The following is a 12,265-nucleotide window of genomic DNA, read 5'->3' on the forward strand; positions in this document are numbered from 1 at the left end:
GCAGGATGAAATTCAGTGAACAATGGCTGCGTGGCTGGGTAAGCCCGCCAGTTTCCCGCGACGAGCTGGTCGCTCGTCTGTCTATGGCCGGTCTTGAGGTTGACAGCGTTACGCTGGCCGCCGGTGAATTCACTGGCGTGGTGGTAGGCGAGGTGCTGAGCACCGAACAGCATCCAGACGCCGACAAGCTGCGTGTGTGCCAAGTAAGCAATGGCGCAGAGACCTTTCAGGTCGTGTGTGGCGCGCCCAACGTGCGTCCTGGTTTGAAAATTCCGTTTGCCATGATTGGGGCTCAACTGCCCGGCGATTTCAAGATCAAGAAAGCCAAGCTGCGTGGCGTTGAGTCGAACGGCATGCTGTGCTCCGCAGCCGAGCTGCAAGTGGGCGAGGGCAACGATGGCTTGATGGAGCTGCCTGCCGATGCGCCAGTGGGTCAGGATATTCGTGTTTACCTTGAGTTGGACGATGCGAGCATTGAAGTCGATCTGACGCCTAATCGCGGCGATTGTCTGTCGGTAGCCGGTCTGGCACGGGAAGTGGGCGCGTTGTACGCCACTGAAGTCAAACGTCCTCAGGTGGCTGTAGTGCCGGTTGTGCACGACGAAGTGCGTCCTATCGAGGTGCTGGCGCCTGCTGCTTGCCCACGTTATCTGGGCCGCGTGGTGCGCAACGTGGATCTGTCCCGTCCGACGCCGCTGTGGATGGTGGAGCGTCTGCGTCGTTCCGATGTGCGCAGCATTGATGCCGCAGTCGATATCACTAACTATGTGATGCTCGAACTGGGTCAGCCGCTGCACGCATTCGACCTGGCTGAAATCAACGGCGGCATACGCGTCCGCATGGCAGAAGATGGCGAGAAGCTTGTTCTGCTCGACGGTCAGGAAGTCAGCCTGCGTGCCGACACCCTGGTGATCGCGGACCATCAGCGCGCTTTGGCCATTGCCGGCGTTATGGGGGGCGAACACAGTGGCGTCAGCGCCAAGACTCACGATATTTTTCTGGAGAGCGCGTTCTTCGACACCATTATGGTCGCTGGCAAAGCGCGCTCTTATGGCTTGCACACGGATGCTTCTCACCGTTACGAGCGCGGTGTGGACTGGCAGCTTGCACGCGAAGCCATGGAGCGGGCGACAGGCTTGTTGCTGGAAATAACTGGCGGCGAAGCGGGTCCGATCGTAGAAGCTGTCAGCGAACAGTATCTGCCTTCGGTTGCTCCGGTCATTCTTCGCGCTGAACGGATCAGCCAGATGCTGGGCATGGAAATGGATTCGGCTGAGGTCGAGCGCCTGCTCACCGGTCTTGATCTGAAGGTTTCCTCTGAATCAGCTGGGCAATGGCGGGTAGAAGTACCAAGCCATCGCTTCGATATCAGTCTGGAAGTCGACTTGATCGAAGAGCTGGCGCGGCTGTATGGCTACAACCGCCTGCCGGTTCGTTACCCGCAGGCACGCCTGGCGCCTCAAGCCAAGGCGGAAGCGCAGGGTGATCTGCCTGCGCTTCGTCGCTTGTTGGTTGCCCGTGGTTATCAGGAAGCGATCACCTACAGCTTTATTGATCCAAAATGGTTCGCGCTGTTCAATCCGGGCGTAGAGCCTCTGCTCTTGGCCAACCCGATTTCGGTCGACATGGCCGCCATGCGTTCTTCTTTGTGGCCAGGTCTGGTCAAGGCCCTGCAGTACAACCTCAATCGCCAGCAAGATCGTGTGCGCATGTTTGAAAGCGGTCTGCGGTTTGTCGGTCAATTGGAAGGTTTGAAGCAAGAGCCAATGCTTGCTGGTGTCATTTGTGGCAGCCGACTGCCTGAAGGTTGGGCACAAGGCCATGATGCGATTGATTTCTTTGATGTCAAAGCCGACGTCGAAGCAGTGCTCGGTTTCGCCGGTGCGCTGGAAGCGTTCAGCTTCACGCCGGGGCATCATCCCGCGCTGCACCCAGGCCAGACCGCTCGCATTGAGCGTGATGGTCGGGAAGTTGGGTATGTGGGTGCGCTCCATCCAGAATTGGTGAAAACCTTGGGTCTGGACCGTCCGGTTTTCGTTTTTGAGCTGGTGCTGGCGGAAGTGGCTCAAGGTCGTTTGCCGAAATTCCAGGAGCTTTCGCGCTTCCCGGAAGTTCGTCGGGACCTTGCTTTAGTAGCTGATCGTGATGTTCCGGCAGCGGCGGTGCTGGATGTTATTCGTGAAAACGCAGGCGAATGGCTCACGGACCTCAGGCTATTTGACGTGTATCAGGGTAAAGGCATTGATCCGCATAGAAAAAGCCTAGCAGTTGGCTTGACCTGGCAGCATCCATCGCGCACTCTTAATGACGATGAGGTAAATGCGACGACGCATAAAATCCTCACCTCGCTCGAGGAAAGGTTAAACGCCACGTTAAGGAAGTAGCGTATGGGGGCTCTGACGAAAGCTGAGATGGCCGAACGTCTGTATGAAGAGCTAGGCCTGAACAAACGAGAAGCCAAGGAACTGGTAGAGCTTTTCTTTGAGGAAATCAGGCACGCTCTGGAAGATAACGAGCAGGTCAAATTGTCCGGTTTTGGCAATTTCGATCTGCGCGATAAACGCCAGCGGCCTGGTAGAAATCCAAAGACGGGAGAAGAAATCCCGATTACGGCTCGCCGTGTGGTCACCTTTCGTCCAGGGCAGAAGTTGAAGGCCCGAGTTGAGGCTTATGCTGGAACCAAGTCATAACGACGAGCTACCGCCCATTCCAGGCAAACGCTACTTCACCATCGGTGAAGTCAGTGAGCTCTGCGCGGTAAAACCGCACGTTCTGCGTTATTGGGAGCAGGAGTTTCCTCAACTCAATCCGGTCAAGCGACGCGGAAACCGCCGGTATTATCAGCGACAGGATGTGCTGATGATCCGACAGATCCGCGCTTTGCTCTATGAGCAGGGCTTCACCATCGGCGGTGCGCGTTTGCGCATGTCCAGTGATGAGGCAAAGGACGACACCACGCAATACAAGCAAATGATCCACCAGATGATTTCAGAGCTGGAAGATGTATTGGTGGTATTGCGCAAGTGAATCGGTTGTCCCGATACTTCCATAATTCAAACGGTTAGGGTATATTTCTAATCGTTTTTCGCAGGTTGCGATAATAGATTCACGCCTAGTCGGGGCGTAGCGCAGTCCGGTAGCGCACTAGCATGGGGTGCTAGGGGTCGAGTGTTCGAATCACTCCGTCCCGACCATATAATTCAATGACTTAGCCCAGTCTGAAAAGATTGGGCTTTTTCATTTTTGCGATTTTTGCTTTTTGGTAGTGAATTGGTAGTGAATTGAGATTTGCTGACTCTCTGGCGTTCCCCCATCATTTAAGTGGGGGTATTTCACTATGCTGAGATTGAGTCCTCCAGTAGCGGGCCATCGCCTCCGCCATATTTGTACCTAAAGGCCCCATTTTATGGGGCCTTTTTGCTTTCTGTTGTTTCTGTTCCCCCATATGTTCCCCCGCTCTCTTTTTGCGTGATTTTACTCTACGGCCTTTTAAGGGGCATGGATGCAGCAGTGTGAGCGCTAGGTCTAGAAAATCATAATGGTGGATGATGACATGCCCGCTCTAGCACCCTGAGGCGTTACGGCTGCGCTCAGTCAGTACGCTATCGTCGTCATGTCGCAATCACTGTATTGAATCGCCATCGATACCGAATAGGGGTCAGTGCCGATGCAAGGTTGGCCCTTCCTGCCAGCTCAAAACAGACTCTCCAGGGATACACCGTGGCTTTCACGAGCGGCCCCAGGAGGAGCAGTTGGGCGGCCTGCCCAAGGAGGCGTTCAGCCTGACTCTAATCAGCCCTCGCCCTGGCGGGATGCTTCTTTATAAATAAGTTCATGACTCCATCTGCCCCTGTAGTTACATAGACCCTAAAGCTGCCGGGTGGGTTTTGTGTGGCTATCTGGGCGCCCTGGAGTGCTCCGCCTGTCTTGATGTGAGATGAGACATTCTTATTAGGCTGCGCCTCTAGATTTTCACTGGCAGGATGTTTGATTATTGGGCTGGCGCTATCGCTTACGAGCGTCGAGCTGGGCTTTGGCTTTGCTTCTGGGGTCTGTTGACGGGTGGCTGGCTTCTGGCCAGTCAAGTCCGCCTGGTGCTTTAGTGTGCTGCGCGTGGTTTTGGGCTCTGCCTCTTTCGCTACTTGGCGGTTGGCATTGCTTCCTTTTATGGGGCGATCAAGGAGCCCTGAGCGTCGAAGCCTAATCTCACCTGTTATATCTGCGCCAACTTCGGCCATTGTTTGCTTGCGTAGCTCTTCTATCCTGCGCTGCTGATCCTCGGTGATGCTCTCTGTCGAGATTGAGGCATCTTCCAGCAGAATCTCAGATTGACACAGTTGCGCCACACTGACGTGCAGCAACTCCTTTAGAGTCCCGTTGATCTGTCTGTAGTGGGCAGTGACGTTTCTGGAGCGGCTCAGCAGTTCTTTGTGCGTCTTTTTTACCTCGTTGAGCTTCTCCTCAAACCTTACATGAGCATCCTGCTCCATAGAGATCAACCTGCTGAGCATGTCGGCTGCAGTGATCTTGTTCTTCTTGGCGAGCCATACCAGATCTTTTTTTACATCGATTTTGAGCTTGAAGGCATAGGTCTTTCGGTCTTTATCTGAAGCGCTGCATTTTACCTGCCGCCATGCGCCTCTCATCTGGCCAATGATCAATATGCCCTCTTTTGAATCCTCCAGTCTCTCGCCGATCCGAAGGAGCTGATCGATCGTTGAGGAGCGATGTTGCTGGTCTATTTCGTCTTTCCCTTGCAGATATTTGTGAGCCCATTTCTGCTGCTTGTGATCATTGCTATCAAGCCATGTAAGTCCAAGCGACCTCCGACTCATACCCAAACCCCCTCCCCAAATTTTTAGCGTCATTTTGTGAAACTATAGCTCCTTATTCATCACGTTACTTCATCACGTTTATCGTCACGTTTCAGCATCATGACTAAGTATTGAAAACAGGCTGTATTTATTGCGATAAAATAGCCATATTCTGTCCTGGGCCTATGGAGGATTGGCGTGTTTCTATCTGCATTGTTTTATGAAGTGAAAGGGCTTGAGCCAGAGGATAAATATTTCCTGGTGCGCTTCATTCAGCACTTCGGAAGAGAAGAGCCGGTGGAGCTTGGTGTGAAGGCTTTGGCGAAGCAGTTTGGGCTCTCTGATCGCCATGTGACTGCGTCGCTAAAAGAGTTGGATAAGCGCGGCGTGATGACCTTTTTATCCACTCCTGCGGGTAAGGGGCGACCAAAAAGGAGCTACCAACTCACGGATGACTTTCACAACAAACTCAATAAAGCATCCGCGCAGCCAGCCACGGACCATGAGGAAGCTGTCAGCAGGCTGCTGAAGCACGAAAATAGGAAGGCTGCCCAAGCAAGCGAAAAAGCCGAGGAGCATAATGAGGGTGTGGATCTGGCGGCCGACGCACGGAGGAAAAGACAGCCCGGCCGGTTGAGTATCGTGAATAGCCTGTTGCTGAGCGTGCTGTTGTGTCGCGCTGACCGTCTAGGGGTGGTCAGTGGCCTGGGCTTTTCAGCTCTATGCAAGATCACGGGGCTCAGTAAAGAACGATTGAAGAATAGAGTGCTGTGCCTGATTGACCTGGGCCTGATAAGAACCTATGTGCCCGGTGCAACCAGCTCGGTTCTTTTCGAAAAAATGAAAAGCATCTACTTCCTCAATCTGAACCATCCAGAGCTATCAGGCGGGGACAATGCCACTTCAGTTTTGGTTTGCACGACGAGACTTGATTTTCCCACTAGAGCGCAGCATGCGGATACGATCCGTAGGAATACTCGTCAAAATCCCACGACACATCAGAATTATCCATACGGAGAGGTTCTTAGCCTCTGTAAGGACCAGCAACCCTCGTTCTTTCATTTTTTACAGGTCATGTTGGAGAAGTACGCCGCTCATCTGCTCTCCAAATATTGGTCTGTGCTTGTTAACTGCCCTTCTAGTCAGTGGATTGATGATCAAGAGCTACAGGCGCGGATTCGTAATGACTTTCGGCCTCCGGCTCGGCTCTCAGACTCTGGTGATGATTGTCTGAAAGTATTCGGCAGAGACCGGTGCGGCATTTTAGTCGATGAGCTCTATCATGGTGCTTATAGCTTGGCGATCTGGATTACTGAGCTATTTGACCAAGTATCAGGGGTTCCGTTTGGGGCAATGGATTTCGTCATCATCCCTAGACTTTTGAGGTCTGGTTATTTTCTTCTCACATTGCTTGCCTTGCCCCGCTCGTCAGATGGCTGGCGTGGCGGCGTAGTCATTGAGCCGAATGCTGACAATAGGGTGGAGCCGCAGTTCTTTCCCTGCGAGTCCGATATTCCCCTTGAGGATCGATACCGATTTGGCTTGCTGACCCGGCCAGGCAGCAAAGTGAAGAACCCGTAGGTATTTTCTTACAGGCCACCCGAATCCTCTGAACGGAATACAGAGGAGCCAGTTCATGAGGTTAATTCGCCTGAAAGACGTCAAGCACGCCACCGGCCTAGGTCGGTCCACGATCTACAAGTACATCGAAGAAGGGGGCTTTCCGAAGTCAGTGTCATTGGGTGAGAGAGCTGTAGCGTGGGTTGAAAGCGAAGTGATGGGCTGGGTCATGGCCCGAATCGAGGCGCGTGATGCTCACGAGGGAAGCGCTGCGTGATTCGCAGGCATCCGGAGTGAGCTTTGGATGCGCGCTCCCGGCAGTCTCAATAGGCCATGACTGGGGCTTCCCCGGTCATGGCCTATATGCCACATCAGCCGGCTGCCATGGTGGCATCTCAGACAACACCCTCGGTCGACTCATAGCAAAAAGTCTCGATAGGCAGGGCTCTATCGCTTTCCATTGCCCGGCTTCTCCGGGCAGTACCTCCCTTGACAAAGCTGGTTTTATTGATATAGGCATAGGCATATCTACAGTCAACTATAGCCATATCCAATAAGCTACCCCCTTTCAATAGTCTCAAGCAGAGAACGTCTCAGCAGTTAAAACACACTCACTAAGTATCTGGTGTGCATCCAACCAACCAGGTACTCAATCATGTACTCATTCAACACTACCGTTTTCGCCAGCTTCTCCCAGTCTCAAGCCTCGATCAGGATCGAACGACTCGTTCAGTCCATTGAGCGTACTGACAAGCCGGCTTTCGAGATCATCCAAACTCAATCTGGATACGAACGTGTACAACGGACCAGGATTTCCAAATACGTCGACTCCATGCAGCAGATGTTCGATCTCTTCGATGATCGTCACCCCTACGGCTATAGCGAGCACCTGCAAGCCTTCTGGGAAGCCTGTCAGGACATTGGCTTGGAGCGTAGTCCTGCTGGAGTGACCTGCCTGAATGTGCAAGGGACGGCCTATCTGGATTTCTATCATGCCATGAACGTACTGGTTGCTCGGATTCGTCAGCTAATCAGCAGCAAGAGGTACAAGCGCAAGGCGGATGACCGCCGCTACGAGGCTAGTCGCAAGCAAGCCACGCTCAGCGAGTACGTCAGCCAGGTGCTTGATCGTTACTCACGCACGGTGGTCGTCCGTGTTGATCTGCATTATCGAGCGATGGCTTGGCCACGCTTGCGCATTGAGCATGTGTTCAATGACTTGGATAAGCTCATTCGTGCGCGGGAGCGTAATCCCATCTTCGAGCATGAGACAGGCTATATCTGCTCAGTTGAGCACGGAGAGGATAAAGGCTTTCATATCCATGCAGCCTTCTTCTTCAACGGTGCTGGGGTACGCAGCGATTTTGCTAAAGCGAGAAAGATTGGCGAGTTGTGGGAGCAGATCACTTGTGGCCTGGGTTACTTCTTCAGCTGCAACGATGACAAGGACAGATATGGTGACGAGCTCGGAATCGGGGTGATCAAGCGAGCTGACAGCGAGGCATGTCGAAAGGTCATCAATGCCGTGAGTTACCTGACCAAGGACAACCAATATCTGCGCATGAAGCCTGTTGGGGCGAGAGCCTACCGCACTGGTCGTATTCACAGAGCAACGGTTTGAAAAGTCTACGGATCAGCACCATCGTGCTGGCTCTGATTTGCCCAAGCGGTTATCTGCTATCTGAATAAGGCAGCGTAATCAGTCATCTCCAAATACGTCGACTCCTTGACCCACAGAATTCAATCAGCACGGGGGCGCTCCGTGCGCCTGAACGATACTGCTCATCAGACAGAGGTGCGCTGGTGCTGGGTCAGGGAGATTGGGCAAGAGGGTCGACTGCATTATCACTTCGTCTTACTGCTCAACTGGGATGCGTACCACACCGTGGGACGCTTTCACTCGGCACAGCAGAATACATACAGCCGCCTAAATGCTGCCTGGGCCAGTGCGTTGAGAATTCCTGTCGACGATGCCTATGGCTTGGTGCATATCCCCGATAACGCTGGGCACCACCTCTCTCAGGATGATCCAGAGGAGATGGATCGGTACTTCCTTCGCGTGAGCTACCTCTGCAAGGCCGCGACCAAGGTGTACGGCAATCGATGCCATGTGTTTGGTTGCAGTAGGGGATAGCCCCCCTCCCGGCTAACCTGCAGCAGCTATCTCTGCAAAGCAGCTACTAAAGTCTTTGGGGATGGCAGTCATGGCTGTGGCGTCAGTCGGATTTGAGCGTGCTCGTTGGCCCTCAAATGAAGCCAGAGGGCATTTGATCGACGCTATCAGTACGCTCCCATATAGACCGAAAAGTCTATATGGGGCAGTCACATAGCCTTGCTGACAATCAAGGCTATGACCCTGATCAGTGCCAGCCCCAGGTAGATCAGTTAAAAAAAGCCTATTGAGATAGATATGACCCAATCCAGCAGGTTGATCCGTTATGAAACAATTCACTGACTCCAGCGCCACCCCTCCTTCCGCACTCTCGCGCATACATTACGGCCACACGTTCAGTGGGCTACCTGTCATGTGTGTGCACAAGCAAGTGCCGGTCTGGCAAGGGCGTCAGTTGTCCTCGTTGTCGAACCCCCAGTAGGCATTGAGCTTTTTTCGCAGCACCAACAGCGCGGCGGCTTCGGCCAGCGCCTTGTCTTTGCTGCGCAGTTCACGCTCAAGTTCCTGGATGCATTTCTTGTCTTTACGTGCTTGTTCGCGGTCGTCTTTTTGCTGGTCCTGTTCAGACTTCTGGCCGCTGATAAACGCTTGCCGCCAGACGAGGATTTGCTCCGGGTAAAGGCCTTGGCGTCGGCAATACTCTCCCAGGTCGATCTCGGACAAACCGGCGGCCTCAAGGACAACAGCAAACTTCTTTTCGGCTGACCAGTTCTGGGCCAATTGCTTGTTTTCGGGCACTACGTTTCCTTCTGAACTGACCTGCTTGCGCCAGTTGTACAAAGACATTTCGCTCACCCCTTCGCGCCGGGAAACCTTGGCTATCGACAGGTTAAGCGGAGGTGGCAACATCTTGAGCAATGCGGCTCTTCGTTCGGATGAATAGTACGCCACGGTGAATCTCTTTCCGCCCCCGATATGACTTTTCAGGAAAATCCGCAGAGGCGAAAGCACTTTTCTAATTTGAATTGCTCGAACGCAAAGCTGCCTATGTCAGGTGGACTTTGCGCCGATCAATGAAGTTTTTTAACGCACTACTTCTCCAAGTCAACCTTCAAACGCTCGCCGGCATAGATCTGAGCTTCCTGGGCTTTTTGCACCACAGCTGCAGTACCAAAGAACTCGTGGGTTACTCCTGGATAGAGCCTGCGTTCAACGCTCACTCCTGCGCTTCGCAGCGCCTGTTCCAGCTGAGCACCGTCGTCACGTAACGGGTCAATCTCGGCGTTGATCAATGTGACCGGAGGCAGACCTTGTAGATTGGCATGCACAAGATCGATGCGCGGATCTTTGGCATCAGCTTGGCTGGTAATGACTTGCGAAATGAACCACAGCATCATTGGACGGTTGAGGGGAATCGCATCGGCGTATTTCAAATACGACTCAGTGTCGGTATTTGACTGGGCTACTGGATAAACCGACAGCACATGCTTCGGAGCAGTCAACCCCGCCTTATGAGCCGCTACCGCCGTCGCAACGGCAAGGTTCCCACCTGCGCTCTCGCCAGCAAGCGCAAGACGCTTCGGATCACCATTCACCGAAGACGCTTTGGTTGTCAGCCAACGGTAAGCAGCTAGGGCATCTTCATGTGCGGCGGGGAATTTGTTCTCCGGGGCGAGTCGATAGTCCACGGAAACAACGACAGCGTTAGCCTGCTTCGCTAGACCTCGTGCGCCGCCGTCATAAACTTTGCGGTCGGCGAAAACCCACCCGCCTCCGTGGAAGTACAACACTACCGGAAACGGCCCTGTGCCGTCTGGTGTATACACAGTCGCGGGCATCGAGCCTGCAGCGCCCGGCACTTGGATCTCGCGAGTGGTGACGCCTGGCACAAGTGTCGTGGGCGTGCTGTCGCGTTTCTGGTCAGCCAGTACCCCTTTAACGGCGTCGGCCATGGTCGGTTGCTGGCGAGCTTCGGCTGGTGTGATCTTCTCAACTGCTTTGCCATCGAAGCTGGCAAATTTATTCAGCACTTTGTGCATGTCCGAATCAGTGCGCAGCATGCTTTTGGTACCGCTGACAGCAAGCTGAGAAACTGAAGGTTTGTCAGGGTCTCGAACACATCCGCTCAAGAAGGTAACGACTCCGATTGCTGAAAGTACGATGACCAGTTTGCGATGTTTTGTAATCATTATTTTTTCCTCACACCGACAGCCCGCCTTAATCGCGCACTGCGCCACGGGCGGGCCTTTTCGGTGCTTAGCTATCACGGTTTATGACCTACTCGGTATTTTCGGAGCAAGCGAAGGCATCAGGTTCATCCACTCAATCAGCCGGTTTGAGCACAACCTTTGTCCAGCCATTGTCACGCGCATCGAAGTGCTTATAGGCGTCTGGCCCTTCAGCGAGCTTCAAGCGGTGAGAAATGATCTGCGCGGGGTTAGCTCGCCCGTGGTGAATGAGTTGTGCCAACCTGCGGTTGTAGACTTTGACGTTGGCCTGGCCCGTGCGAATTTGCTGCCCCTTGAACCAGAATGCACCGAAGTCGAAGGCCATCTTGCCTTCCTTTGCGAGTTCGTTTTTTGCACCAGGGTCTTTCGGTATGAATACGCCGACGACTCCTATTCCACCGGTAGCCTTTGTCGAGGCAACGAGGTTGTTCATCGTCAGGTGATTGGCTTCATGCCCATGGCGGTCGCAGCACTGATAACCCACACATTCGCAACCACGATCAGTGCCTTTGCCATGAGTCAGATTGAGTATCTGATCCACCGCTTCTTTCTCCAGGGAGTTTATCGGTGTGGCACCCATTTGAGCCGCCAGCTTCAGACGATCTGGATGATTGTCGACCACGAATACTTGGGAGGCACCTTTGATCATGGCGGAGTGGGCAGCCATCAATCCGACCGGGCCGGCACCGTAAATCGCGATGCTCTCACCGGGTAATAGGCCGGCTAATTCAGTCGCATGCCAACCGGTAGGAAAGATGTCAGACAGCATCACGTAGTCATCTTCACGCTCTTGCGCGTCTTCGGGCAGCACCAGGCAGTTGAAGTCGGCGTAGGGTACGCGAAGCAATTCAGCCTGCCCTCCTTGATATGGCCCCATTTCTGCGAATCCATAAGCAGCGCCCGCATTACCAGGATTGGCGGTCAGACAAAACCCCGTCAGGCCCTTCTCGCAGTTTTCGCAGAACCCGCAGCCAATATTGAACGGCAGACAAACGCGATCCCCCACCTTTACCCGATCAACACCGGCCCCGACCTCAATCACCTCACCGAGATTCTCGTGTCCAAATACGCGCCCAGTCTCAAACGAAGTCCGACCCTCGTACATGTGCAGATCTGAACCACAGATGTTGGTGGCAGTGACTCGAACCAAGGCATCAGTAGGTTTTTCGATTTTGGCATCCGGGACATTTTGCACGCTCACGTCACGCGGGCCGTTGTAAACGATTGCTTTCATGTTGTTCTCCCATTAGCAAAACGAAAGGAATATTTCGTCTGCTCACCACTTATCTGTCAGGGAAAAGCAACATATGTTCAGTCAGTTGAGCCGAATGGCTGACGAGCGGTTAATTGAAATGCTTAGCGTCGAAAAGGATGAGTTTTTGGCCTCCGCGGGCATGGGAGGGATGATGAAGATGATGGATCAGCAGTCGTCCTTGATGGCAATGCCAATGGCTAAGGGATGACTGCATGCATCTGCGCTACCTCGGCAACCTTGGGGAGACAGATACTCGAAGATTTAGCTGCCGGCTTCCTGATCAATTGGTTCTTGG

The 12,265-nt window shown here is 53.5% G+C and carries 11 protein-coding genes, 1 tRNA gene and 1 pseudogene; 9 read left to right on the top strand and 4 right to left on the bottom strand.

Annotated elements, in window-relative coordinates; all coding sequences use genetic code 11:
- Positions 1–5: 5 nt before the first annotated feature.
- From pheT to RHM55_RS24325, 4 genes are all read left to right on the top strand, one after another.
- Entirely contained in the window at positions 6–2,384 is a 2,379-nt protein-coding gene (gene pheT, locus RHM55_RS24310) for a phenylalanine--tRNA ligase subunit beta (protein WP_322178688.1), read from the top strand.
- Positions 2,385–2,387: 3 nt separating this feature from the next.
- Positions 2,388–2,690: an integration host factor subunit alpha gene (ihfA, locus tag RHM55_RS24315; RefSeq protein WP_002553164.1), complete on the top strand. Its 303-nt coding sequence runs from the start codon at positions 2,388–2,390 to the stop codon at positions 2,688–2,690.
- The gene (locus RHM55_RS24320; protein ID WP_219061984.1) at positions 2,671–3,027 is read left to right on the top strand and encodes a MerR family transcriptional regulator; all 357 of its coding nucleotides are present in this window, start codon (positions 2,671–2,673) and stop codon (positions 3,025–3,027) included. Before ihfA ends, RHM55_RS24320 begins: the two co-directional genes overlap by 20 nt.
- Positions 3,028–3,117: 90 nt before the next feature.
- Positions 3,118–3,194 (top strand) — tRNA-Pro (locus RHM55_RS24325).
- A 594-nt stretch (positions 3,195–3,788) separates the two neighbouring features.
- Here the strand turns inward: RHM55_RS24325 and RHM55_RS24330 are convergent.
- Complete coding sequence (locus RHM55_RS24330; RefSeq protein ID WP_322178689.1) at positions 3,789–4,868, bottom strand: hypothetical protein; 1,080 nt, start codon at positions 4,866–4,868, stop codon at positions 3,789–3,791.
- A gap of 144 nt (positions 4,869–5,012) precedes the next feature.
- Between RHM55_RS24330 and RHM55_RS24335 the strand changes: the two genes are divergently transcribed.
- The 4 genes from RHM55_RS24335 to RHM55_RS26095 all read left to right on the top strand — a co-directional run bounded on the left by RHM55_RS24335 (position 5,013) and on the right by RHM55_RS26095 (position 8,508).
- Positions 5,013–6,395 carry a hypothetical protein gene (locus RHM55_RS24335; protein WP_322178690.1) on the top strand — a complete coding sequence of 461 codons (1,383 nt, stop codon included), beginning with the start codon at positions 5,013–5,015 and terminating at the stop codon, positions 6,393–6,395.
- Between the two features lie 55 nt (positions 6,396–6,450).
- Positions 6,451–6,651 carry an AlpA family transcriptional regulator gene (locus RHM55_RS24340; RefSeq protein WP_322178691.1) on the top strand — a complete coding sequence of 67 codons (201 nt, stop codon included), beginning with the start codon at positions 6,451–6,453 and terminating at the stop codon, positions 6,649–6,651.
- 378 nt (positions 6,652–7,029) lie between these two features.
- Entirely contained in the window at positions 7,030–7,995 is a 966-nt protein-coding gene (locus RHM55_RS24345; RefSeq protein ID WP_322178692.1) for a YagK/YfjJ domain-containing protein, read from the top strand.
- 105 nt (positions 7,996–8,100) lie between these two features.
- Entirely contained in the window at positions 8,101–8,508 is a 408-nt protein-coding gene (locus RHM55_RS26095) for a YagK/YfjJ domain-containing protein (RefSeq protein WP_416151994.1), read from the top strand.
- 400 nt (positions 8,509–8,908) lie between these two features.
- On the opposite strand, the pseudogene RHM55_RS24350 reads toward RHM55_RS26095, so the two are convergent.
- From RHM55_RS24350 to RHM55_RS24360, 3 genes and pseudogenes are all read right to left on the bottom strand, one after another.
- Positions 8,909–9,438 (bottom strand): annotated as a pseudogene (locus tag RHM55_RS24350) (transposase); the annotation flags it as partial.
- A 140-nt stretch (positions 9,439–9,578) separates the two neighbouring features.
- On the bottom strand, positions 9,579–10,676 hold the full coding sequence (locus RHM55_RS24355; protein ID WP_322178693.1) for an alpha/beta hydrolase: 1,098 nt from the start codon (positions 10,674–10,676) through the stop codon (positions 9,579–9,581).
- Positions 10,677–10,809: 133 nt separating this feature from the next.
- Entirely contained in the window at positions 10,810–11,949 is a 1,140-nt protein-coding gene (locus RHM55_RS24360) for a glutathione-independent formaldehyde dehydrogenase (RefSeq protein ID WP_322178694.1), read from the bottom strand.
- Between the two features lie 73 nt (positions 11,950–12,022).
- Between RHM55_RS24360 and RHM55_RS24365 the strand changes: the two genes are divergently transcribed.
- Positions 12,023–12,178, top strand: a complete 156-nt coding sequence (locus RHM55_RS24365) for a hypothetical protein (RefSeq protein WP_322178695.1) — start codon at positions 12,023–12,025, stop codon at positions 12,176–12,178.
- Positions 12,179–12,265 lie beyond the last annotated feature (87 nt).

The organism is Pseudomonas sp. MH9.2 (assembly GCF_034353875.1).
Lineage (GTDB): Bacteria > Pseudomonadota > Gammaproteobacteria > Pseudomonadales > Pseudomonadaceae > Aquipseudomonas.